This is a genomic window from Panacibacter ginsenosidivorans (assembly GCF_007971225.1).
Classification (GTDB): domain Bacteria; phylum Bacteroidota; class Bacteroidia; order Chitinophagales; family Chitinophagaceae; genus Panacibacter; species Panacibacter ginsenosidivorans.
Genome location: NZ_CP042435.1, coordinates 4,655,986 through 4,677,376, shown reverse-complemented (window position 1 = coordinate 4,677,376; position 21,391 = coordinate 4,655,986). Strand labels below are relative to the sequence as shown.

General features: G+C 38.8%; 31 protein-coding genes. 2 read left to right on the top strand and 29 right to left on the bottom strand.

Features of this window, described 5'->3' with window-relative positions; genetic code table 11:
• Nucleotides 1–21 precede the first annotated feature (21 nt).
• From rplO to FRZ67_RS19690, 25 genes are all read right to left on the bottom strand, one after another.
• Nucleotides 22–468 (bottom strand): 50S ribosomal protein L15, encoded by a 447-nt coding sequence (rplO, locus tag FRZ67_RS19810; protein ID WP_147192316.1) that lies wholly within the window; start codon nt 466–468, stop codon nt 22–24.
• A gap of 54 nt (nt 469–522) precedes the next feature.
• Nucleotides 523–705 carry a 50S ribosomal protein L30 gene (rpmD, locus tag FRZ67_RS19805; protein ID WP_147192315.1) on the bottom strand — a complete coding sequence of 61 codons (183 nt, stop codon included), beginning with the start codon at nt 703–705 and terminating at the stop codon, nt 523–525.
• Nucleotides 706–755: 50 nt separating this feature from the next.
• Nucleotides 756–1,277 carry a 30S ribosomal protein S5 gene (gene rpsE / locus FRZ67_RS19800; RefSeq protein WP_147192314.1) on the bottom strand — a complete coding sequence of 174 codons (522 nt, stop codon included), beginning with the start codon at nt 1,275–1,277 and terminating at the stop codon, nt 756–758.
• A gap of 24 nt (nt 1,278–1,301) precedes the next feature.
• Nucleotides 1,302–1,655 (bottom strand): 50S ribosomal protein L18, encoded by a 354-nt coding sequence (gene rplR / locus FRZ67_RS19795; RefSeq protein WP_147192313.1) that lies wholly within the window; start codon nt 1,653–1,655, stop codon nt 1,302–1,304.
• Nucleotides 1,656–1,844: 189 nt separating this feature from the next.
• Nucleotides 1,845–2,399 (bottom strand): 50S ribosomal protein L6, encoded by a 555-nt coding sequence (rplF, locus tag FRZ67_RS19790; RefSeq protein WP_147192312.1) that lies wholly within the window; start codon nt 2,397–2,399, stop codon nt 1,845–1,847.
• An 84-nt stretch (nt 2,400–2,483) separates the two neighbouring features.
• Entirely contained in the window at nt 2,484–2,882 is a 399-nt protein-coding gene (gene rpsH / locus FRZ67_RS19785; RefSeq protein WP_147192311.1) for a 30S ribosomal protein S8, read from the bottom strand.
• A 69-nt stretch (nt 2,883–2,951) separates the two neighbouring features.
• Nucleotides 2,952–3,221 (bottom strand): 30S ribosomal protein S14, encoded by a 270-nt coding sequence (gene rpsN, locus FRZ67_RS19780; protein WP_147192310.1) that lies wholly within the window; start codon nt 3,219–3,221, stop codon nt 2,952–2,954.
• 75 nt (nt 3,222–3,296) lie between these two features.
• The gene (gene rplE / locus FRZ67_RS19775) at nt 3,297–3,872 is read right to left on the bottom strand and encodes a 50S ribosomal protein L5 (protein WP_147192309.1); all 576 of its coding nucleotides are present in this window, start codon (nt 3,870–3,872) and stop codon (nt 3,297–3,299) included.
• Entirely contained in the window at nt 3,872–4,210 is a 339-nt protein-coding gene (rplX, locus tag FRZ67_RS19770) for a 50S ribosomal protein L24 (protein WP_147192308.1), read from the bottom strand. The genes rplE and rplX overlap by 1 nt, the downstream gene beginning before the upstream one ends.
• A 95-nt stretch (nt 4,211–4,305) precedes the next feature.
• On the bottom strand, nt 4,306–4,674 hold the full coding sequence (gene rplN / locus FRZ67_RS19765) for a 50S ribosomal protein L14 (protein ID WP_147192307.1): 369 nt from the start codon (nt 4,672–4,674) through the stop codon (nt 4,306–4,308).
• 110 nt (nt 4,675–4,784) lie between these two features.
• Nucleotides 4,785–5,042 (bottom strand): 30S ribosomal protein S17, encoded by a 258-nt coding sequence (gene rpsQ, locus FRZ67_RS19760; protein ID WP_147192306.1) that lies wholly within the window; start codon nt 5,040–5,042, stop codon nt 4,785–4,787.
• Between the two features lie 16 nt (nt 5,043–5,058).
• Entirely contained in the window at nt 5,059–5,268 is a 210-nt protein-coding gene (gene rpmC, locus FRZ67_RS19755) for a 50S ribosomal protein L29 (protein ID WP_147192305.1), read from the bottom strand.
• Nucleotides 5,269–5,361: 93 nt separating this feature from the next.
• A complete protein-coding gene (gene rplP, locus FRZ67_RS19750) occupies nt 5,362–5,781 on the bottom strand; it encodes a 50S ribosomal protein L16 (protein WP_147192304.1) in 420 nt (139 codons plus the stop codon).
• Between the two features lie 98 nt (nt 5,782–5,879).
• On the bottom strand, nt 5,880–6,686 hold the full coding sequence (gene rpsC, locus FRZ67_RS19745; RefSeq protein WP_147192303.1) for a 30S ribosomal protein S3: 807 nt from the start codon (nt 6,684–6,686) through the stop codon (nt 5,880–5,882).
• Between the two features lie 23 nt (nt 6,687–6,709).
• Nucleotides 6,710–7,054: a 50S ribosomal protein L22 gene (gene rplV / locus FRZ67_RS19740; protein WP_147192302.1), complete on the bottom strand. Its 345-nt coding sequence runs from the start codon at nt 7,052–7,054 to the stop codon at nt 6,710–6,712.
• Between the two features lie 53 nt (nt 7,055–7,107).
• The gene (gene rpsS / locus FRZ67_RS19735; protein ID WP_147192301.1) at nt 7,108–7,377 is read right to left on the bottom strand and encodes a 30S ribosomal protein S19; all 270 of its coding nucleotides are present in this window, start codon (nt 7,375–7,377) and stop codon (nt 7,108–7,110) included.
• 184 nt (nt 7,378–7,561) lie between these two features.
• On the bottom strand, nt 7,562–8,401 hold the full coding sequence (gene rplB, locus FRZ67_RS19730; protein WP_147192300.1) for a 50S ribosomal protein L2: 840 nt from the start codon (nt 8,399–8,401) through the stop codon (nt 7,562–7,564).
• A 44-nt stretch (nt 8,402–8,445) separates the two neighbouring features.
• The gene (gene rplW / locus FRZ67_RS19725) at nt 8,446–8,745 is read right to left on the bottom strand and encodes a 50S ribosomal protein L23 (RefSeq protein ID WP_147192299.1); all 300 of its coding nucleotides are present in this window, start codon (nt 8,743–8,745) and stop codon (nt 8,446–8,448) included.
• 26 nt (nt 8,746–8,771) lie between these two features.
• Nucleotides 8,772–9,410: a 50S ribosomal protein L4 gene (gene rplD, locus FRZ67_RS19720; RefSeq protein WP_147192298.1), complete on the bottom strand. Its 639-nt coding sequence runs from the start codon at nt 9,408–9,410 to the stop codon at nt 8,772–8,774.
• Between the two features lie 17 nt (nt 9,411–9,427).
• Nucleotides 9,428–10,045, bottom strand: a complete 618-nt coding sequence (gene rplC, locus FRZ67_RS19715; RefSeq protein WP_147192297.1) for a 50S ribosomal protein L3 — start codon at nt 10,043–10,045, stop codon at nt 9,428–9,430.
• Nucleotides 10,046–10,334: 289 nt separating this feature from the next.
• Complete coding sequence (gene rpsJ / locus FRZ67_RS19710; RefSeq protein WP_147192296.1) at nt 10,335–10,640, bottom strand: 30S ribosomal protein S10; 306 nt, start codon at nt 10,638–10,640, stop codon at nt 10,335–10,337.
• A 248-nt stretch (nt 10,641–10,888) separates the two neighbouring features.
• Nucleotides 10,889–13,996: an efflux RND transporter permease subunit gene (locus tag FRZ67_RS19705; RefSeq protein WP_147192295.1), complete on the bottom strand. Its 3,108-nt coding sequence runs from the start codon at nt 13,994–13,996 to the stop codon at nt 10,889–10,891.
• 212 nt (nt 13,997–14,208) lie between these two features.
• Entirely contained in the window at nt 14,209–15,288 is a 1,080-nt protein-coding gene (locus FRZ67_RS19700) for an efflux RND transporter periplasmic adaptor subunit (protein WP_147192294.1), read from the bottom strand.
• A gap of 12 nt (nt 15,289–15,300) precedes the next feature.
• Nucleotides 15,301–16,569 (bottom strand): TolC family protein, encoded by a 1,269-nt coding sequence (locus FRZ67_RS19695; protein WP_147192293.1) that lies wholly within the window; start codon nt 16,567–16,569, stop codon nt 15,301–15,303.
• Between the two features lie 68 nt (nt 16,570–16,637).
• Nucleotides 16,638–17,009 carry a hypothetical protein gene (locus tag FRZ67_RS19690; RefSeq protein WP_147192292.1) on the bottom strand — a complete coding sequence of 124 codons (372 nt, stop codon included), beginning with the start codon at nt 17,007–17,009 and terminating at the stop codon, nt 16,638–16,640.
• Between the two features lie 193 nt (nt 17,010–17,202).
• Here FRZ67_RS19690 and FRZ67_RS19685 point away from each other — a divergent pair, with 193 nt between their 5' ends.
• A complete protein-coding gene (locus tag FRZ67_RS19685) occupies nt 17,203–17,694 on the top strand; it encodes a DinB family protein (protein ID WP_147192291.1) in 492 nt (163 codons plus the stop codon).
• Between the two features lie 189 nt (nt 17,695–17,883).
• On the opposite strand, the gene FRZ67_RS19680 is transcribed toward FRZ67_RS19685, so the two are convergent.
• The 3 genes from FRZ67_RS19680 to FRZ67_RS19670 form a co-directional block, all read right to left on the bottom strand.
• Nucleotides 17,884–19,161 (bottom strand): MFS transporter, encoded by a 1,278-nt coding sequence (locus FRZ67_RS19680; RefSeq protein WP_147192290.1) that lies wholly within the window; start codon nt 19,159–19,161, stop codon nt 17,884–17,886.
• 116 nt (nt 19,162–19,277) lie between these two features.
• A complete protein-coding gene (locus tag FRZ67_RS19675) occupies nt 19,278–19,460 on the bottom strand; it encodes a hypothetical protein (RefSeq protein WP_147192289.1) in 183 nt (60 codons plus the stop codon).
• Nucleotides 19,461–19,504: 44 nt separating this feature from the next.
• Complete coding sequence (locus FRZ67_RS19670) at nt 19,505–19,729, bottom strand: hypothetical protein (RefSeq protein WP_147192288.1); 225 nt, start codon at nt 19,727–19,729, stop codon at nt 19,505–19,507.
• Nucleotides 19,730–20,131: 402 nt separating this feature from the next.
• On the opposite strand from FRZ67_RS19670, the gene FRZ67_RS19665 reads away from it, so the two are divergent.
• Nucleotides 20,132–20,533, top strand: coding sequence for a DoxX family protein (locus FRZ67_RS19665; RefSeq protein ID WP_147192287.1), 402 nt, complete (start codon nt 20,132–20,134; stop codon nt 20,531–20,533).
• Between the two features lie 183 nt (nt 20,534–20,716).
• Here FRZ67_RS19665 and FRZ67_RS19660 read toward each other — a convergent pair whose 3' ends face one another.
• Nucleotides 20,717–21,373 carry a DNA-3-methyladenine glycosylase gene (locus FRZ67_RS19660; RefSeq protein ID WP_225975406.1) on the bottom strand — a complete coding sequence of 219 codons (657 nt, stop codon included), beginning with the start codon at nt 21,371–21,373 and terminating at the stop codon, nt 20,717–20,719.
• Nucleotides 21,374–21,391 lie beyond the last annotated feature (18 nt).

Below are 21,391 nucleotides of genomic sequence, written 5' to 3'. Positions count from 1 at the left end.
GGCAAATATCGTGAAATTTATCTACAAAATTTCGATGCTGCCGCCTGCTGTTTCAATTGCCGCTTTGGCTTTCTCGCTAACAGCATTTACTTTGAAGGCGAGCTTAGCTTTCAATTCCCCATTACCCAACACTTTTACTTTATCTGTGCGGCTTATAAGTCCGTTGATGTAAAGTGTTTCGTTGCTGAATTCATTGAAACCATATTTTTCATTCAACTGATCAATCTGGCCAAGATTAAATACTTTATACTCTACGCGGTTATTATTTTTAAAACCACGTTTTGGAATACGGCGCTGAATAGGCATCTGGCCACCTTCGTGTGCCATTTTCCTCTGGTAACCGGCACGGCTCTGACCACCTTTATTACCTTTTGTAGAAGTACCACCTTTACCGCTTGCCTCACCACGACCAATACGTTTTTCTTTTTTTACAGAACCTTCAGCAGGTTTTAAATTGTGCAGTTTCATGTTCTCTTTTTGATTTTTACTTAACGGGGAATCGCCCCTCGCTTTTTAATTATGTTATGCTAATTCTTCAATCTTAACCAGGTGCTGAACTTTCTCCACCATTCCAAGAATTTGCGGAGTAGCTTCCACTTCTTTTGTAGCGTTGAGTTTCTTTAAGCCCAATGCTTTTAAAGTAAGCTTCTGACGCTCTGGTCTGTCAATTGCACTTTTAACTTGTGTTATTTTGATCTTTGCCATTTCAATCAGTTTGTAGTTTAGAGCTTCATTGCTGAAACTTCAAACAAATATTATCCGTTAAATACTTTACTCAGTTTCAGGTTACGGTTTTTAGCAACCTGTATAGGCTCGCGTAAAAGTGTAAGCGCTTTGATAGTTGCTTTAACCACGTTGTGCGGATTTGCAGAACCAAGGCTTTTTGCTAATACGTCGGTTACACCTGCACTTTCCAATACTGCACGCATGCTACCTCCTGCTATCACACCGGTACCATGAGCTGCTGGTTTGATCAGCACTTTTGCAGCGCCGTCTTTTGCAAACTGGTCGTGCGGAATAGTACCATGCATTACCGGAACTTTTACCAAATTCTTTTTTGCATCTTCTATACCTTTTGTAATAGCTTCCTGCACTTCTTTTGCTTTACCCAGTCCCTGTCCAACCACACCATTTTCATTTCCAACAACCACAATTGCAGAGAAACTGAAAGTACGGCCACCTTTTGTAGTTTTTACTACACGGTTAATGGCAACAACTTTATCTTTAAGTTCTACGTCGCCACCGGCTTTTACTTTATTTACGTTTACTTTAGCCATCTTAATTATTTGCGATTTCAGATTTTAGAATTGAAGACCACCTTCTCTTGCTCCGTCTGCTACAGATTTTACACGACCATGGTATAAATAACCACCACGATCAAATACTACAGCGGCAATACCAAGTTCAGAAGCTTTGCGTGCCAAAGCAGCGCCAACCATTTTACTTTTTTCGATCTTGGTACCAGCCTGTGCAGCAATGTCTTTGTCTTTTGATGAAGCAGCAGCAAGTGTTTTGCCATTTACATCATCAATCAGTTGCACATAAATATCAGTGTTGCTGCGGAATACAGAAAGTCTTGGCTTCTGTGAAGTACCTGATATCTTTCTGCGTATCCCGTAACGGATCTTTTGTCTTCTTAAAACTTTAGTATCCATTTGTTCTTGTATTTGATACTTCCTGATACTGCCAGGAAGATTTGTTATGTTACCTGCTTTTGTCTTTGCTCATCTTTGTTGTGTCACTCTCTTCAACGCTTTGTTCAATATTGAACTGATAGTACAAGTGTGCGACGCAACAGGAGCTTTATAGTAATGCTGAAGACTGGCTCCAGAAAAATTATCTTACTATTTACCAGCGGCCTTACCAGCTTTACGACGTACAACTTCATCGCTATACTTAACGCCTTTTCCTTTGTACGGTTCTGGTTTACGTAAGCCGCGGATTTTTGCTGCAACCTGACCAAGCAACTGCTTGTCTGAACCTTCCAGACTGATCTTTGGATTTTGACCTTTTAAAGTTTCTGTTGCAACTTTCAATTCTTTAGGCACTTCGAAAATAATATTGTGAGAATATCCTAAGGAAAGATCAAGAATGTTACCCTGGTTAGCTGCTTTATAACCAACACCCACCAGTTCAAGGTCTTTTTTGAAACCATCAGTAACACCCTTTACAAGGTTGTTAAGTAAAGAGCGATAAAGGCCATGCATTGCGCGGTGACGAATCTGTTCTGTTGGTCTTGTAATTAATATTTGTCCTTCTTTTACTTCTACTTTAATATCCCTGTCAATAGCCTGTTTTAATTCACCCTTTGGGCCTTTAACATTAATCATATTATCTGCACCCACTGTAACAGTTACACCTGAGGGAAGATTAACCGGCTGTTTACCTATACGAGACATAGTCGATTTTGTTTTGAGATTTATAAAACCAGTTCGTGTTCAGCCACGACTAAGAGGCTTAATTGTCAAACCGTAATTGCTTAATTAGCTGATGTAGCAAAGAACTTCTCCACCTACATTTTCAGTCTTAGCCTGTTTATCAGTCATTACACCTTTAGATGTACTGATGATAGCAATACCCAAACCATTGATGACTCTTTTGAAATCAGCAGGTTTTGAATATTGTCTCAGACCCGGACGGCTCACCCTTTCCAGAGAACGTATTGCCGGCAGCTTGGTATTAGGATCGTACTTAAGAGCGATCTTAATAAGCCCTTGCTTCACATCATCCTCAAATTTGTATTTAAGAATGTAACCCTGTTCGTACAGGATCTCAGTCATACGCTTTTTCAAGTTAGAAGCAGGTATCTCTACTAACCTGTGACCTGCCATCTGTGCGTTACGAATCCTTGTAAGGAAATCTGCTATTGCATCAGTTACCATAATTATTTCAAATTATTCTTTTCAAAATTTTATTGTTGCTGTTTACTTGTTACTCTTTTGTAACCTGTATTACCAGCTTGCTTTTTTTACACCCGGTATTTTACCATTCAGTGCCATGTCGCGAAAGATAACCCTTGACATACCGAAGTATCTCATGTAACCTTTAGGACGACCGGTTAACTGACAACGGTTTTTTAAACGTACCGGAGATGCATTTTTTGGAAGCAGATCCAAACCCTGGTAATCACCAGCAGCTTTGAGTGCGGCACGCTTTTCAGCATACTTAGCAACCATTGCTTCACGTTTTCTCTGCCTGGCTTTTATTGATTCTTTTGCCATATGATGTTGAAATTCGAAGTTTTAAAAATTGAAATCCGAATTTGATTTTCGTATTTCAGTTTTCGTATTTCTGATTTAGTTATTATCTTTTTTTGCGTTCTTGAAAGGCATGCCCAACTCTTTCAATAATTCGTAAGCTTCTTCATTATTAGCTGCAGTAGTTACGAATGTAATATCCATACCAGTGATCTTTGCCACTTTATCAATATCGATCTCCGGGAAAATGATCTGCTCAGTAACACCTAGTGTATAGTTGCCACGGCCATCAAATGCTTTATCACTGATACCTTTAAAGTCACGTACACGTGGTAAAGCCACAGATACAAGACGATCAAGGAATTCGTACATCTTTTCACCACGTAATGTTACACGTGCACCGATTGGCATTCCTTTACGCAACTTAAAGTTTGAAATATCTTTCTTACTTACCGTTGGTACAGCCTTCTGGCCAGTGATCATTGTCAGTTCTTCAACTGCAACATCAACTGTTTTCTTATCAGCCACAGCGCCATTAACACCACGGTTGATACAGATTTTTTCAAGCCTTGGAGTCTGCATTACACTTTTGTAAGCAAACTTCTTCATTAATGCAGGCACTACGTCTTTAGCGTACTTGTCCTGCAATCTCGGAGTATATTTAGCAGTGCTCATTATTTAATTACCTCCCCGGATTTTTTTGCAATACGAACTAATTTTCCGTCTTCTCTTTTGCGGCTAACCTTAGTTGGTGCACCGGCTTTAGCATCCCACAACATAACATTGCTGATATTAATAGGAGCTTCTTTTTTTACAATACCACCTTTAGTGTTACCAGCAGAAGGTTTAGTATGTTTAGTTATAATATTAACGCCTTCAACAACCACACGGCCCTTGTCAACGATAACAGTTAAAACAGTACGTGGTTTTTTCAGATCCTTGTCGTCACCGGCAATTACCACTACTGAATCGCCTTTTTTAATATTAAACTTAGGTTTAAATCTGTTGCTCATTTTATTGTTTTTATGAAGTCAACTTTATAATTTTCTTCATCTTTACTTGCGTCGCACTCTTGTACTTTTTATCTCTATTCAGCATTCACTACCAACTATAACACTTCAGGTGCCAAAGAGATAATTTTCATATATCCCTTGTCTCTCAATTCTCTTGCTACCGGCCCGAAAATACGTGTACCTCTTGGCTCATCTGCATTGTTCAGTAACACAACAGCGTTATCATCAAAACGGATATAAGAACCATCCTTTCGACGTAATTTATTTGTAGTGCGAACAATAACTGCTTTTGAAACAGTACCCTTTTTAATACCACCCGCAGGGATGGCATCCTTAACAGTAACAACTATTTTATCACCAATCTTGGCGTAGTCCTGGCCACTATTACCCAATACACGGATGCACAACACTTCTTTTGCACCACTGTTATCGGCTACGTTAAGCCTGCTTTCCTGCTGAATCATTTTATTTAGCTTTGAGCTATTAGCTGCGAGCTTCTAGCAATTAATAACTAACTTTTATCTTATTGAATCATACTGCCCGTAGCATATAGCCCGTAGCTGTAGCTTCTTACTTATTTCGCTTTTTCAACGATCTCAACTAATCTCCAACGCTTTGTTTTACTAAGCGGACGTGATTCCATGATCTTTACTACGTCTCCTACAGCACACTCGTTCTTTTCATCATGAGCATGAAACTTGGTAGTCTTTTTAACGAACTTACCATAGATAGGGTGCTTTACTTTTCTTTCAACAGCAACTGTGATCGTTTTAGTCATCTTGTTGCTGCTAACAACACCTGTTCTCGTTTTACGCAAATTTCTTTCGGCCATTGTTGTATATTTTAAATTAGATACCGAGTTCTCTTTTTCTTAATTCGGTCTTTAAACGTGAAATGTCTTTTCTGAGGCCACGGATACTCATAGGATTCTCCAAAGGAGAAATCGCATGTGCAAATTCCAGTTTCTTTAAACGCAACTGGTCTTCCTGTACACGTGCCTTAAGATCTGCTTCGTTTAAATCCTTCAGGCTTTTTTGAAATTCTATGTTCTTAGCCATTGTCTTAATTTGAAAATTTGAAAATTCAACAATTTGAAAATGCTTTATCAAACCTAATTTGCACATTTTCAAATTTGCATATTAGCACATTAATTACGCCTGCAAATCCCTTCTAACGATAAATTTCGTTTTAATAGGTAATTTCTGTGATGCAAGTCTCATAGCATCCTGTGCTGTTTTAAGATCAACACCATCACATTCAAACAGGATACGTCCTGGTTCAATGACAGCAGCAAAATATTCAGGATTACCTTTACCCTTACCCATTCTCACTTCAAGAGGTTTCTTGGTGATTGACTTATCAGGGAATATTCTGATCCACACATTACCTTCACGTTTCATAGCACGGGTCATAGCCTGGCGGGCAGCTTCAATCTGGCGGTTCGTCAACCATATTGGTTCAAGTGCTTTTAAAGCATAAGAACCGAATGATATAGAAGTACCGCGTTTTGCAACTTCCCTTATACGACCTTTCTGTTGCTTTCTATGTTTCGTTCTTTTTGGCTGTAACATCTTTTTCGATTTTGAGTTGCCGGTCTTAGTTTCCTTTTACCAGCTTATCAATTTGTTTTATCACAACCGGCTTCCTGTAAGGTAACCGGGAACATTAATTAATTTCTTCTATCTCTGCGATCTCCGCCGCCTCCGCCTCTTCTGTCATCTCTGCGATCGCCACCGCCTCTTCTGTCATCTCTGCGCTCATGTCTTTCACCACCACCCTCTCTTCTATCTCTTCTGTCACTTACATCACTCTTACCACCTATGAAGTTTGGATTCAATTCACGTTTACCAAGCACTTCACCTTTACAGATCCATACTTTAATACCTATTTTACCATAAACAGTCTGCGCAAAAACATTTGCATAATCAATATCCATACGGAATGTATGCAATGGAGTGCGACCTTGTTTGAATTCTTCGCTACGTGCAATTTCAGCACCGCCCAAACGACCGCTTACTTTTACTTTTATACCTTCAGCACCCATACGGAGTGTAGAAGCTATCGCCATTTTGATGGCACGTTTAAAGTTAATACGGTTTTCTATCTGGCGTGCAATTGTGTCGCCCACAATATTTGCATCAAGCTCAGGACGGCGGATCTCAAGAATGTTGATCTGCACATCATCTTTGCTTGTCAAGTTCTTCAACTCTTCTTTAATACGGTCAACCTCATTACCACCTTTACCTATGATGATACCCGGTTTAGATGTATGTATCGTAACAATCAGTTTACCGAGAGTGCGCTCAATAACAATTTTGGAGATACCACCTTTGTTAATACGTGCATTCAGGTATGTTCTGATCTTGTTATCCTCGATGAGCTTGGATGCAAAATCTTTTTTACTGGCATACCAGTTGCTCTCCCATCCGCGGATGATACCTAACCTGTTACCTATAGGATTTGCTTTCTGACCCATTTATAATGGTTTAAAAGTTTTTATTAATTTTTTGAATCAACAATTAATGTTACATGGTTGCTGCGTTTGCGAACCCTGTAGCCACGACCTTGTGGTGCAGGACGCATCCGTTTAAGTACACGGCCACCATCTACGAAAATTGTTTTAACCACCAGGTTGGCATCCGCTGCACTTTTGCCTTCATTTTTATTTTGCCAGTTGCTGATAGCACTTTTCAGCAATTTCGCCAAAGGCGTTGCGTTGTGTTGTGGATGATGTTCCAGGATAGCCAATGCTTTCTCTACTTCCATGCCACGTACCACATCAGCCAGCAAACGCATTTTGCGCGGTCCTGTAGGATAATTTCTAAGTTTCGCTACTGCTTCCATTTTTTTAAGTTATACGTTGTAAGCGTAAGTGATTTGCTCACTTTTACTTTAAACTATTTTTTTGTTCCTGAATGCCCTTTAAAATTCCTTGTTGGAGCAAACTCACCAAGTTTATGACCTACCATAAATTCTGTTACATAAACAGGTATAAACTTGTTGCCGTTGTGCACTGCAAATGTGTGCCCTACAAAATCAGGCGTAATGGTAGAACGGCGGCTCCATGTTTTAAGCACAGACTTCTTGTTCTTTCCTTCGTTTATAGACAGCACCTTAGTTTCAAGCTTTGCTTCAACGTAAGGACCTTTTTTAATCGAACGACCCATGTGGATTTACGATTTATTGATTTCTGATTTAATATTCTCTTTTGTTACCGGCTATTGCTCTTTTCTCATCTTCCGTTGTGTCACTCACTTGTACGCTTTGTTCAATATTGAGCTAAGTGTTGAAGAGTGCGACGCAACCGGTGTTTAATACTTATTCAAATGCCGGATAAATGTCTCTTATCTTTTATTTAGACAACTTCTTACCATCTCTGCGCTGGATGATCAGTTTATCGCTGCCTTTGCCTCTTGTACGTGTTTTAAGACCTCTTGAGTACTGGCCATTCCTTGAACGGGGCTGACCACCAGAAGCTCTGCCTTCACCACCACCCATCGGGTGATCTACAGGGTTCATAGCTACACCACGTGTACGTGGACGAATACCTTTCCACCTGTTAACGCCAGCTTTACCAGCCGTTTCAAGGCTATGGTCACTGTTTGAAGCAACACCTACAGTAGCATAACAGTTGATCAATACTTTTCTCAACTCACCACTTGGCATTTTCAATACAGCATATTTTTCTTCTTTATTTGCAAGCTGTGCAGAAGCACCAGCACTTCTTACCAATTTACCACCCTGACCAGGCTGCATTTCGATGTTGTGAATAACAGTACCAAGAGGTATATTTTTCATCAACAATGCATTACCAATTTCAGGAGCAACACTATCACCAGAGATAACAGTTGCACCCACCTGTAAACCCTGTGGAGCAATGATGTATCTTTTTTCACCATCAGTATATTCCAATAAGGCGATAAATGCTGTACGGTTTGGATCGTACTCTATTGAAAGCACTTTTGATGCAATATCTTTTTTATCACGCTTGAAATCTATAATACGATAGTGTTTCTTATGACCACCACCCATGTAACGACTTGTTCTGCGACCCTGTACGTTACGACCGGCAGTACTGTGCTGAGCTTCCAGCAAACTCTTTTCAGGTTTGTTGGTAGTAATTTCAGCATAAGCATTACCGATTCTCCACCGGGTGCCTGCTGTCATTGGTTTGTACTTCTTTAATGCCATTTTCTTTTCTTTTGTGCGAACTTATCAGCTTCGCTTGCTATAAATTATATGTTTGAATACAGGTCTATTGTTTCACCTTCTGCTACTGTTACGTAAGCTTTTTTGTAAGCAGGTTTTACACCTTTAATAAAACCAGCTTTTGTAAAGCGTGTTTTATTTTTACCTGGAACAACTACTGTATTTACATCTATTACAGAAACACCATAAAATTCTTCTACGGCCTTCTTTATTTCTAACTTATTAGCCTTACGGTTTACTTTGAAAGCATACCTTCTCAGCTTTTCCTGCTGATTGTTTGCTTTTTCTGTAAGAACAGGCTTTACTAAAATTTCACTCAGTTTCATTTTATAAATGTTGAAACGTTATTCAATTATGCTTCTGCAACAATTTCTTCTTCTGAAAATATTTTAGCAGCATTCTCTGTGATTACCAATACATCAGCATTGATAATATCATAAGTATTGATATCAGACAGTAATGTATTTGCAATATTTGGAACGTTACGTGTGCTTAAGTAAAGATTATCGTTGTATTCAGAAGTAATCAGTAATGTTTTCTTATTAGAAACATTCAACACTTTCATTACATCATATACATGTTTTGTTTTAGGCGTATCAAGTGTAATATCTTCAACAATTACGATCGCATTTTCTTTTGCTTTATACGCAAGGGCACTCATTTTAGCAAGGTCCTTTACTTTTTTATTCAGCTTAAAACCATAACCGTGTGGTTTAGGTCCAAAGATGGTACCACCACCTTTGTACAAAGGGTTACGGATGTTCCCCTTACGGCTACCACCGGTACCTTTCTGGCGGTGCAGCTTGCGGCTTGCACCTTGTACTTCAGCACGGGTCTTTACCTTATGTGTACCCTGGCGCTGTGCGGCCTGGTATTGTTTAACGGCCAGGTAAATTACATGGTCATTAGGCTCAATACCGAATATATCATCCGGCAACTCAACAGTTCTACCGGTTTTTTCACCTTTTGTATTTAAAACTTCTACTTGCATCTTACTTCAATTAAAGTTTACTTCTGGATTAAAACGATTGAACCATTGTGACCTGGTACTGATCCGCTCACAAGGATATAATTGTTCTCAGGAAATATTTTTACTACTTTCAAACCTTTCAGCTTTACCCTGTCATTACCCATACGGCCAGCCATTCTCATTCCTTTAAATACTCTTGAAGGATATGAAGAACCGCCGATGGAACCCGGTGCACGCTGACGATCATGCTGTCCGTGAGAAGCCTCACCAACACCACTAAATCCATGGCGTTTTACTACACCCTGAAAACCCTTACCTTTTGTAGTACCTACTACTTCAACAGTTTCGCCTTCAGCAAAAATGTCAACGGTAATTGTTTCACCTAAATTTTTATCCTGGTAATAATCGCGAAATTCTTTTACGAAGCTTTTGGGAGCTGTCTGAGATTTTGAGAAGTGATTGATCTCAGATTTGTTGGAGTGTTTTTCTTTCTTGTCGCCGAAACCTAACTGGAGTGCGCTGTAACCGTCAGTGTCTTTTGTTTTAACCTGCGTAACAACACAGGGGCCAGCTTCAATGATGGTGCAGGCTGTCTGCTTTCCATCGGGAGTGAAGATGCTGGTCATCCCAATTTTTTTACCAATAATTCCTTTCATCGTTTTGCGGTTTTTGCCTCGCAGGTTGTAAGGACATTCCGCTGACGTTGCGGAACTCGATCCTCTGTTTGCCACCGACCTTTTCTTTTGTTTCTTCAACTTTGAAGATTCAGAAGTACCGGTAGTAAACAAACCTCGAAGGGCTTGTTTATATGTAACGTTCTGGCTTTAGTCAGAACATTTATTATTTTTCAGAGCTCTTTTCTCTATCCATTCTTTGCGGATCAGATTGAGAGATGAATATGTTTTAAGAACTTTTTTCCTTTATCCTCTTAAGAGGCCAGGGCTTTTACGCTTTGATTTCAACTTCAACACCTGAAGGCAGGTCTAATTTGCTCAGTGCATCTACTGTTCTTGAAGAAGAAGTGTAGATATCCAGTAAACGCTTGTGCGTACATAACTGGAACTGCTCACGGCTTTTCTTGTTTACGTGTGGTGAACGAAGTACAGTGAAAATTCTTTTGCGTGTAGGCAAAGGAATAGGACCTGTAACTACGGCACCAGTACTGCGTACTGTTTTTACGATCTTCTCGGCAGATTTATCTACTAAACTGTGATCGTAAGACTGTAATTTAATTCTGATTCTCTGAGACATAGCGTGAACCCAATTTTCAGATTGGGAGCGCAAAGGTATAAGTCTACAGCATATCAGACAAGAATTTTGAAAAGAATTTTGAAAAAAGACAATAAAAATTCGGGTATCAAAGAATTTACCTGCTGATTTACATTCAAAAAGTACAAGAGTGCGACGCAACGATGCTAAATAGCAGCCACGCAAGCCGGGTTCAAAAAAATATACCCATTGTTTTTAGCAATGGGTGTATGTAATATTTATATTAGTCATTATACTTCTTCGTGATGAAGGAATGTTTTGCGGTAGAATATCCAATAAATGATTGGGAATATTAATAATGTTAGTATGGTTGCTGTTATCAAACCGCCGATAATAACGGTGGCCAATGGTTTTTGAGATTCTGAGCCAATACCGCTTGATAAAGCAGCGGGCAATAACCCCAATGCAGCCATCATCGCAGTCATTACTACAGGGCGGGTTCTTACTTTAACGCCTTCAATAATGGCTTTTTCCAGTGATAACTTTTGCCGGAGCTTTTTATTGAACTCTGAAATAAGGATTACGCCATTTTGTACGCAAATGCCAAAGAGCGCAATAAAGCCAACTCCTGCAGAAATACCAAAGTTCATACCGGTAACATGTAGAGCGAGTATGCCACCAATCAATGCAAAAGGCACATTTACCAATACAAGTCCTGCATCTTTTATATTACCAAACATGATAAATAATAAAATAAATATGGTAACAAGACTTATCGGCACAACCTGTGTAAGTCTTTTACTTGCCCTTACCTGGTTCTCAAATTCGCCAGCCCAACCTATGCTGTAACCTTCTGGCAACTTAATATTTTTAAATACTTTTTCCTGAGCTTCCGCAACGGTGCTGCCCAAATCTCTTTCACGAACGGTAAACTTAACGCCAATAAAACGCTTTGTGTTGTCTCTATATATAAATGCCGGGCCGGTTAATTTCTGAATGCTTGCAATCTCTTTTAATGGAATTTTTTCTCCGCGAATCGTGGGTACCATTACATTGCCAATATCCTGCTCGTCTTTACGGTAATCCTGCTGGTAGCGGATTCGGATATCAAATTTCTTTTCACCTTCATATTTCTCGGTGGCGGTTTTACCACCTATTGCCATTTCAATTACAGCCTGCGCATCGGCTTTGTTTACACCATAAATGGCCATTTTTTCTTCATCGAGTTCTACGCTTATTTCGGGTTGACCGATATTTCTAAGAATACCAACGTCTCTTATGCCCGGCACATTTTCTATTTGCTGCTGCACCTGATCGGCCAGTTTATCTAATGTATTAAGATCGTCTCCAAATATTTTCACCGCGTTGTTGGCATTCATACCAGCAACGGCTTCTGCAACATTATCAATAATGGGTTGGGAATAATTGTAACCAATGCCCTGGTAATTCTTCAGTTTTTTATCCATTTCTTCAACAAGATCATCATAAGAAATTTTCCTTTGCCATTCTTTCCGCGGTTTTAAATTAACCTGCATCTGCACGTAATAAAAGCCACTGGGGTCAGTGCCATCATTGCTTCTTCCTGTCTGTGATAGCACACCATTTACTTCCGGGAAGCTCATGAGATCTTTCCGTAGAATGCTTACTATTTTAACTGTTTCATTCAATGAACTACTCATCGGCATCTTTGCTTCTACCCATAACGCACCTTCGTTTAACTGCGGCAAAAATTCAGTACCCAGCCATCTTGTAGAGAAAAGTGTCGCCCCAAGAAACACAAAAGCAATAGCAATACTGGTGCGTTTATGCTGAAAGCACCACCGAAAACATTTTTCAACTCCCTTATTGATAAAATTTACAAACCAGTTGTTTTTCTCCTGTACATTCTTTCTTAGCAGTATAGAAGATAGAACAGGCACTAATGTAAGTGTAAATAATAGTGCTCCTAGCAAAGCGAAGCCTAACGTCCATGCCAGTGGCGAAAACATTTTTCCTTCCACTTTCTCAAAAGAAAATATCGGTAGCAATGCAGTAATGATAATTGCTTTTGAAAAGAACACGGCCTTACCCATTTCTGCACCGGTTCGTTTTATCAAGCCAAGTTTGGCCAATTTATTAAACCGCTGCATGCCATTCTTGTGGGCCAAATGATCCAACGCAACAAACAACCCTTCTACCATCACGACGGCTCCATCTATGATGATACCAAAGTCCACCGCACCTAACGAAAGCAGGTTGGCACTCATACCTTTTAACTTCAAACACAGAAAGGCAAACAACAGTGAAAGCGGAATAATAATGGAAACAATTACTGTAGTGCGCCAGTCGGCCATAAACAAAAACACAATTACCGTAACAAGTATAATACCTTCTGCAAGATTGTGCATTACTGTTTCCGTACAATAATGCATCAAATTATCCCGATCGTAAAACGTGACCATTTTTACATCAGATGGCAAAATTTTTGTATTCAGTTCATTGATCTTATCTTTTAATGCGGCCAGTACATCACTGGGGTTCTCTCCTTTTCGCATTACTACAATTCCTTCAACCGCATCATCATTATTATCCAGGCCAACCTGCCCAACCCTTGGTGCACTTGATTCTGCAACAGTAGCCACATTTTTTACAAGTACAGGATTACCACTTTCATTATCAACGATCGTGTTCTCAATATCTTCAACAGAAGACAGTAAACCTAAACCACGCACGACATAAGCTTGTCCATTCTTTTCAATTACATCACCACCAACATTCAAATTACTCTGCGAAACTTTCTCGTACAACTGCAATGGTGTGAGATTAAATTTTTGCAGTTTCACAGGATCAACACTTATCTCGTAAATTTTCTCCTGCCCGCCAAATGCATTGATATCTGCGACACCCGGCACACTCCGCAACTGACGATCAATAACCCAATTCTGAATTGTTAAGAGATCTCTTGTATCACGTTTATCACTTTGCAAAGTGTAGCGAAATATTTCACCTGTTGGCCCGTAGGGAGGTTGTACATCAGGGCTTACTCCATCAGGTAGCTGTACATTACGTAATTGATTATTTACTTGCTGCCGTGCAAAAAAATCATCCACATCATCATCAAAAATTATTTTAATCACACATAAACCAAACATGGTTGTGGACCGCACATTCGTTTTCTTTTGCAGGCTGTTCATCGCCACTTCAATGGGCGTTGTTACAAAGCGTTCCACCTCTTCTGCACTACGGCCATTCCACTGCGTTACAATAATGATCTGTGTATTCGTAACATCAGGAAATGCTTCAATAGGTATTTTTATAAAACTAAAAACACCTGCTATCACAATGATCGCCACCCAAAAAAATGTAAAGAATTTATTCTTAAGCGAGAAAGCAATGATGCTCTTTATAAACTTGTTCATAGAATTTTTTTTTACCGGCTTTTGTAGATGTGGCAGCTTCGTTGTGTCACTCACTTATACGCTCATTTCTTTATTAAGCTTCTAGCTATTGGCCTTTAGCTATTAGCTAACAGCTAATGGCTGATAGCTACTCTACAGTACAAGAGTGCGACGCAACAAAAGCTATGTAGCATTACTACTGCCGGGTTCATATAATTCTTCTTTCACTAACATTAATCATTCAATGCATCGTAAATAAGCATCTGGTTTTGCGTTATCACCGTTTCATTTTCATTCAAACCATTTACGATATACGTTGTATCGCCAACCTGTTTGTAAACATCTACCTGTCGTGTTTCAATGTGGCTTTTATCTTTATAGATCAATACCCAGTTTTTGCTTTTATCAAATATTACTGCAGAGGATGGAATGGAAACCAGTTTCTTGTTCTCATTGTACTGCAACGTAACGGTGGCGCTCATTTCAGGCTTTAACGCCAGATCATCATTGGGTATACGTATACGCACTTTCATTGCTTTTGTTTCAGGATCGAGTATGTTAAAAATGCGATCGACTTTTCCTGTAAAAACACGATCGGGATAACTGATTGTTTTGATAGAAGCATCCATGCCTTGTGTAATAGCAGCGATATCCGACTCGTTTACATTTGCCAACACCCACACTTCATTGATTTGTGCAATAGAAAAAAGGTTGCTGATATTATTGCTATTGAGCAATTCATTTTGTGTAATATTTTTATCAATTACAAAACCACTAATAGGCGCTGTAACATTATATTGGGCGCCATCTTTTAAACTGTAGATATTATACACTTCATTGATGCGTTGTTGTGCAGCTTTTGCTTTCTCCAGTTCTTTCTCTGCTGCAACAACATCTTTTTCTGAATTCAATTTTCCTGCAAAAAGATCTTTGGCAACCTGCAAGTTTTTTTCTGCAAGTGCTACATCACTGTTTGCATCCATGCGTTCATTTTCATAACCCGCTACTTCGCTACTGCGAATAACTGCAAGCGTTTGTCCCTGCTTTACATAATCGCCGAGTTCTGCATTTACTTTTATAACATTCCCACCAACCACAGGATACACCTGCGACATTTTGCTGTTATCAGCAGTAACTTTTCCATAAAGTTTTAATTCGCTTTTTACATTTTGTATGGTGGCTTTTGCGAATTGTGTATGCGCCATCATGGTGTCTGTAAGTGTGAATGGAGGCGATGTTATGGGATCTGATTTGGTGCTGTTGCATGCAACCGCCATATATGTAAGTAAGAATATGCTTAAACAATTTTTCATGATAATAATGTTTTAATAAACAGGATATGCTGTTGTGTAATTGATATTTTCTGCAGAAAGCGCCAGTTGCTTTTTGATGCGGTTGACTTCTGCAAGACTTTCATTATAAGATTCAAAGAAGTCAACAAATTCTACGATACTGATATTTTGTTTCAGGAAATTCTCACGCATACCATCATATACATCCGTAAAATCTTTATTGTAAACATCCTGTGTTTTTTTGTATTCCTGTATGCTGCGTTGCATATTGTACCATGCTGCATTTACTTCGGCCGAAACGCTTGTCTGTTGCATCTGTTCATTTACTGCAGCCAGTTTTGTTTGCGTCTGAGCATAATGAATATTTCCCTGGTTTCGGTTCCATATTGGAAGCGGAATACCAACAGTAAATAAAAACTGGTTATTGAATGCACCGCCACGCTGATCGTAAGCAGTATTGAGTGTAAGATCAGGTACTGCAAGGCTTTTCTGGTAATGCACATTAATATCTGCAATAGATCTATTAAGTGTTGCCAGCATAACATCTGTCCTGCTTTTGAGCGCAAGTTGTTGCAATGAATCAATGGCAGGCAGAGATTCGTATTGGCTCCAAACATTTTCATTTATTGCCGGAATTACAAAAGCAGTTGTCTGCAGCATTACCTGCAGGTCTTTTTGTTCATCCTGTATGGATTGCAGCAGCTCTGTTTTATTATTATTGAGTTGTATGTAAGTTGATTTAAGCCGCACCACTTCTTTCAAAGGAAGATTGCCCTTTTTAGCCTGTATTTCGTACGATGCTATGATCGTATCCAGTTGTTGCAACTGTGTATTGAATTTCTGCAGGGTTTGCAGATCGAAATAAACAGAGTACAAACTGGTGTGTAATTTGTACTTAAGATTACGCAACATATCTTCCAGTTCCAACTCCGCCTGTTTTGTATTTTGTTTGGAAAGTTCTATTTCATTTTTACGTTTGCCACCCAATAGAATCAATTGCTCAAAGGTTACTGCCTTCTCTCCATTTTTGCCGGCATAAAAAAAGTTCTTATTATCCGTATCATAAGCATTAAGCCCAACACTAAACTGTGGGTTGGGATACAGCTTTGCCTGTATCTCCATTGCTTTTTGGGCATCTACATTCAATTGTCCTGCAGCTACCATCAAATTTGTTTGCAGGAACATCTTATCCGATTCGCCGATTGATAAATGCAAACTATCCTGTGCAAATGCATGCACAGACAGTATTGCAAAAAATACCAGTACAGGCAGATGCCTGCAACTGTATATTGCTTTACTCATTTTAATAGAATTAAATAGAAAAATTGTTTTGTAAGAAAACTGTACAAAACATTACAACAGAGAACGAATCAGGAAGCTATATCGGGAGGAGGTGTAAGAATATCCAGGTAAGTAACGGGAAGGTTTTTTATGTCAAGAACGGGATATTCCTTTTTTATAGCCAAAGAAAATTGTGTAGGTAGTATTTTATACTGGTCCTGCTGAAAATTAAAGGAGTTTGATTTTGCCAGCAGGAAATAATGTGCCTGGTCATCATCTTCATCTTCAGGCGTTTTATCTTTATGCTTTAATACAACCTGGTACACATATTCAGCCACAGAGTTGATGTCATCTTTCACCGTACCATCCTTGTTGTATTCATCAACTTCATCCACACATGGTACGAACATGGTGGTATTGATATGCGATAAGATTATTATAAAAAGTAAAAATCTTCTCATTGCGGCTGCAAATATAGAACATGGACTATTGTGTAACTGACGTTGTAAAAACGCTAAATGAAAATAAAATGTTATAAATATATTAAGAACGTTACGAAAAATCACAGATGGAATGAAGGAACTTGGGTAAATTACTTTCTAAAAATTCAAAAACTTTGTCCGCAAATTATTTTATAAAATATAAAACAAAAATATGCAAACTGCCATTCAGCCTGAGCTATTCATCAAAATGGTGATCAGTAACTGGGAGATACAAAATACAAGGCTTGACAAATTATTAGAGGATCTTTCTGATGAACAACTTTCTGCAGAAACAGCGCCTGGTAGAAACACAGGCACTTACCTGCTCGGTCATTTAATAGCTATAAATGATGGCATGCAGGTGCTGATGTCTCTGGGCGATAAATTGTACCCCGACCTGCAAAACATATTTGTAGACAATGCTGATAAGTCAGGATTTACGTTTCCATCCATTGCAGAATTAAAAACATATTGGAACAAAGTGAATGAAACATTAAGACAGCATTTCAACAATATGCAATTTTCTGCATGGTTTACGAGACACATGGCTGTTTCGGAGGAAGATTTTGCAAAAGAGCCGCACAGGAATAAACTGAACATTCTTATCAACAGAACCAATCACCAGAGTTATCATTTAGGGCAAATGGCTTATTTGAAGAAGTAAATCAAATTAATTTATTGAGCCCGCTGTAACATTACAACACATTGTATGATGTAATACACACTTTCCTTCCTTTAACGTGTGTATGTTCTTTGCTGCATAAGTAAAATGACAAACGCGCAACACAAGCCTTCCCTTATACAAAAGCAAGCAGAAGTTATTGTGCAGGAAATACAGAAATATTCTTATTGGCTAGCTATAGTACTTCGTGGCATCGGTTGTTGTGTCACTCACTTGTACTGTTGGATCTATAATAAGCCACAATGCAGAGCCCCCTAGTGTTACAAAGGCTACAATAAAAAGAGGATAATTAAAACTGTTGGTAAGGTCTGCGATCTTGCCAAACATGAGTGCAAGAAAAAAAGCGCCCATCTGTCCGAAAAAATTCATAGCGCCGGTTACAGTGCCGGTGTTATTACGGCCAATATCTGCACACACAGCGTAAGAAGTCATCACAGCGAAAGAGAAAGAAAAATTAGCTGAAACAAGGCATACAGCACTTAATCCATTTTGCTTTAAAAGTGCAGCCAGGAATATCATACAACCGCACAATCCCATACCCGTAACACCAACAAACCGACGGCCAAACTTCAAGCCTTTTTTCTTTACGATCCAATCGCCGGAGAATCCGCCGGCAAGTAATCCAATAATGCCTGCAATAAAAAGAGAAAATATTATCGGGCTTGTTTGCTGTTCTGTAAAATGTCTGCCTTCCTGTAAATAGACCGGCATCCATGCAACGAAAAAATAATTAGACCACTGAAAACAGAAATACATACACATGATCATCCATACAGTGCGGTTTTTTAAGATCATTTTTAAGGAGATTAAATTACGATGCCTGCTATGCCTGCAGTTATCTTCTATGTATATTTTCTCTGTCACAGAAATATTACGCATCTGTGCAGGAAAATCTTTGAACCATATATAACAAATCAAAACCCACACCACGCCAATCAATGCATTTACATAAAAAGGCATACGCCATCCATAAGAAGCGGCTAAAGGAATAATGATAAGTGGTGCAATAGCAGAACCTATCTGCGAACCAATGCCAACCCACGTTAAGGAACGCCCGGTTTCATTTACAGGAAACCATCTTGATACCGTGATCAAACAATTTGGATAAGTTCCTGACTCTCCAACTCCAAATAAAAAACGAATTATAATGAGTGATATTAATCCGGTTGAAAAACCTGTTAACGCAGTAAAGAACGACCACCATAAAACAATACGGATAAAAACTTTCCTCGGGCCAATCTTATCACCTAATAAACCCGAAGGAATTTCAAACAAAGCGTACGCTAATGCAAATGCTGCAAGCACCCACCCAAATTGTTCATTGTTTAATGCAAACTCTGTTTTTATTCTTACACCCACAATAGAAATACAAATGCGATCAAGATAAGTAAGTGTAGTTAATGAGCACAGTAAAACGAGTACACGGTAACGGTATGGAAATGCCTTCATCGTATGCGTTTATGAATTGCAGAAGCAGCAATCGAAGGCATAAGATAGCAAATACATTTTTAAAAAATGCAGGTAACCACTTTAGAAATGGTTTACATACTCATTATTTCTATTTCTTAATGCTGACCTGAAGTATCAGTAAATGCAGTGTCAGGTAAGGAAGGATTGGTAGCATTACTATTATCTGGTGCAGGACCAGTTGGAGATTCATTACCCACTGAATCAGCTATCTTATCTGAATTATCTTTATTATTCCCGCAGGCGGATAAACATATTGACGCGGTTGCAAATAAAATCATGATTAATTTTTTCATCGTATTTATTTTATATATCAGAAATAATGCTAAACAACCTCTGGTATTTCCGGCGAAACTTCAGGTGGCGTATCGGCGGGCACTTCAGGCGCTGAAGGTTCATCAGGCATTTCTGGTTCCTGTTGAGGTTCTACATCAGGCTCCTTTGCTGGCTTGTATGGATCTTCTTCCGGCATACCCGGTTTTATTTCCGGAATTTCATCAGGCTCTGGTGTTTCACCCGGCCTTTTGGGATGCTTGGGATCGTTATTCATATAATTATTTTATCTTCTTACTATTAATTTTTTAAGAATACAATACTGTGTACAACCCAATGCTGTTCATAAGTTCACTTTTACATAGAAGAATCAATTATCATGCAGAAATAAAAAGAGGGCACGGATTCATATTTTTTCATGTTAGCCAACTGTATATTTTAGTAGCATCACCTGTTGCCACGCTCGGTTCAACGTTTTGTTCAATATTGATCAGGAAAAAATAATACCACGCAAAGGGGTAATTATGGTACAAAGGATAATATTTGTGTCATTGTCTCCACACTTGAATTTTTTGTCGCGTTTAACACCTTACAATGTCGCTTTTACACAGTATCAAAACGATTTTGCGCTTCTAATTTTATGCGTACAAAATCATTATCAATTTTAAAAAATGAAACAATGAAAACCACAAAAATTATCTACTGGACAACAACGATCATTATCTTTTTAGCAGATGGTCTCATGCCAGCACTAACATCTAATTCAGAACTTGCCAGGCAGGGCATAAGCCATTTGGGCTACCCTGATTACTTCAGGGTTATGCTTACTGTATTTAAAATAATTGGCGCTATCGTTTTAATAGTACCCTCTATTAGTGCAAGATTTAAAGAATGGGCCTATGTAGGTTTTGGGATTAGTTTTATTTGTGCCGCTGTTTCTAACTGGGTAGTTGATGGCTTTAGCGGTCTCGTACTGTTCCCCATAGTTGCTTTTGTTATACTGGCAGTATCTTATATTTTTTATCACAAAATGAAGGGTAAAAAAGATACAACTGTTTACACACAAAACTTTGCAGTGTAATAAAACCATAAACGATTATGACTGTTTAAAGAACCATGCACATGTGTATCACCATGTGCTTCGTTCGTTTATGATAATTGTTAAAAAGACACCTTCCGCACTGCTGCATATAGAACGGAACGTACAAGTGAGTGACACAACGAAAGCTTAATTACGTAACTGCAGCCTGCCACACAAATACTTTTATTTTATTTTACCACTAACAAAAACGTTTCCTTTTATATAAAACCTATAAGGCAACAACGCATCTTCTGCCGCGTAATCAACACCAATTCTTACAGAAGTTGATACTGCATTTTTATGTGCCGAATAATTATCATCAACAATAAATATTTTTTTACCGAGCAAACTTAAACCCGTGTGTGCGGTATCTATACCCAATGCCTTTGATACATTACCAGGCCCTTTTGTTAGTGTATTATCAACAATTAATTTCCTGGTGCGATTAAGCATTGTTTCCAATCCGTACACAGGTTCTGCCGCTCTTATAAGAATTGCATGCGGTATGTTTTTTGCATTGGTTACCACATTGAATAAATGATGAATACCATAACACAAGTACACGTAAGCCGTACCGGCATTGCCATACATAATCTCGGTTCTTGCAGTCCGCCTGTTGTTATAAGCATGCGAAGCTTTATCAACAATACCATTGTATGCCTCGGTTTCAACAATCCTTGCTGCAGTAATTTTGTTATCAAAATTGGTTACCAATATTTTGCCCAGCAATTCTTCTGCCACCTGAAGCACATTGCTTCGGTTATAAAAAGATACATCCAGCTTTGCGGAAGCATTCAATAAAATATGTTTATCAATTTTATTAGGCTCAAAACGTTTCAATTCAACTAAATTTAACCA

Coding starts and splice junctions, on each gene's coding strand:
- rplO (WP_147192316.1), bottom strand. CDS start 468: ATGAAACTGCACAATTTAAAACCTGCTGAAGGTTCTGTAAAAAAAGAA.
- rpmD (WP_147192315.1), bottom strand. CDS start 705: ATGGCAAAGATCAAAATAACACAAGTTAAAAGTGCAATTGACAGACCA.
- rpsE (WP_147192314.1), bottom strand. CDS start 1,277: ATGGCTAAAGTAAACGTAAATAAAGTAAAAGCCGGTGGCGACGTAGAA.
- rplR (WP_147192313.1), bottom strand. CDS start 1,655: ATGGATACTAAAGTTTTAAGAAGACAAAAGATCCGTTACGGGATACGC.
- rplF (WP_147192312.1), bottom strand. CDS start 2,399: ATGTCTCGTATAGGTAAACAGCCGGTTAATCTTCCCTCAGGTGTAACT.
- rpsH (WP_147192311.1), bottom strand. CDS start 2,882: ATGGTAACTGATGCAATAGCAGATTTCCTTACAAGGATTCGTAACGCA.
- rpsN (WP_147192310.1), bottom strand. CDS start 3,221: ATGGCAAAAGAATCAATAAAAGCCAGGCAGAGAAAACGTGAAGCAATG.
- rplE (WP_147192309.1), bottom strand. CDS start 3,872: ATGAGCACTGCTAAATATACTCCGAGATTGCAGGACAAGTACGCTAAA.
- rplX (WP_147192308.1), bottom strand. CDS start 4,210: ATGAGCAACAGATTTAAACCTAAGTTTAATATTAAAAAAGGCGATTCA.
- rplN (WP_147192307.1), bottom strand. CDS start 4,674: ATGATTCAGCAGGAAAGCAGGCTTAACGTAGCCGATAACAGTGGTGCA.
- rpsQ (WP_147192306.1), bottom strand. CDS start 5,042: ATGGCCGAAAGAAATTTGCGTAAAACGAGAACAGGTGTTGTTAGCAGC.
- rpmC (WP_147192305.1), bottom strand. CDS start 5,268: ATGGCTAAGAACATAGAATTTCAAAAAAGCCTGAAGGATTTAAACGAA.
- rplP (WP_147192304.1), bottom strand. CDS start 5,781: ATGTTACAGCCAAAAAGAACGAAACATAGAAAGCAACAGAAAGGTCGT.
- rpsC (WP_147192303.1), bottom strand. CDS start 6,686: ATGGGTCAGAAAGCAAATCCTATAGGTAACAGGTTAGGTATCATCCGC.
- rplV (WP_147192302.1), bottom strand. CDS start 7,054: ATGGAAGCAGTAGCGAAACTTAGAAATTATCCTACAGGACCGCGCAAA.
- rpsS (WP_147192301.1), bottom strand. CDS start 7,377: ATGGGTCGTTCGATTAAAAAAGGTCCTTACGTTGAAGCAAAGCTTGAA.
- rplB (WP_147192300.1), bottom strand. CDS start 8,401: ATGGCATTAAAGAAGTACAAACCAATGACAGCAGGCACCCGGTGGAGA.
- rplW (WP_147192299.1), bottom strand. CDS start 8,745: ATGAAACTGAGTGAAATTTTAGTAAAGCCTGTTCTTACAGAAAAAGCA.
- rplD (WP_147192298.1), bottom strand. CDS start 9,410: ATGCAAGTAGAAGTTTTAAATACAAAAGGTGAAAAAACCGGTAGAACT.
- rplC (WP_147192297.1), bottom strand. CDS start 10,045: ATGAAAGGAATTATTGGTAAAAAAATTGGGATGACCAGCATCTTCACT.
- rpsJ (WP_147192296.1), bottom strand. CDS start 10,640: ATGTCTCAGAGAATCAGAATTAAATTACAGTCTTACGATCACAGTTTA.
- FRZ67_RS19705 (WP_147192295.1), bottom strand. CDS start 13,996: ATGAACAAGTTTATAAAGAGCATCATTGCTTTCTCGCTTAAGAATAAA.
- FRZ67_RS19700 (WP_147192294.1), bottom strand. CDS start 15,288: ATGAAAAATTGTTTAAGCATATTCTTACTTACATATATGGCGGTTGCA.
- FRZ67_RS19695 (WP_147192293.1), bottom strand. CDS start 16,569: ATGAGTAAAGCAATATACAGTTGCAGGCATCTGCCTGTACTGGTATTT.
- FRZ67_RS19690 (WP_147192292.1), bottom strand. CDS start 17,009: ATGAGAAGATTTTTACTTTTTATAATAATCTTATCGCATATCAATACC.
- FRZ67_RS19685 (WP_147192291.1), top strand. CDS start 17,203: ATGCAAACTGCCATTCAGCCTGAGCTATTCATCAAAATGGTGATCAGT.
- FRZ67_RS19680 (WP_147192290.1), bottom strand. CDS start 19,161: ATGAAGGCATTTCCATACCGTTACCGTGTACTCGTTTTACTGTGCTCA.
- FRZ67_RS19675 (WP_147192289.1), bottom strand. CDS start 19,460: ATGATTTTATTTGCAACCGCGTCAATATGTTTATCCGCCTGCGGGAAT.
- FRZ67_RS19670 (WP_147192288.1), bottom strand. CDS start 19,729: ATGAATAACGATCCCAAGCATCCCAAAAGGCCGGGTGAAACACCAGAG.
- FRZ67_RS19665 (WP_147192287.1), top strand. CDS start 20,132: ATGAAAACCACAAAAATTATCTACTGGACAACAACGATCATTATCTTT.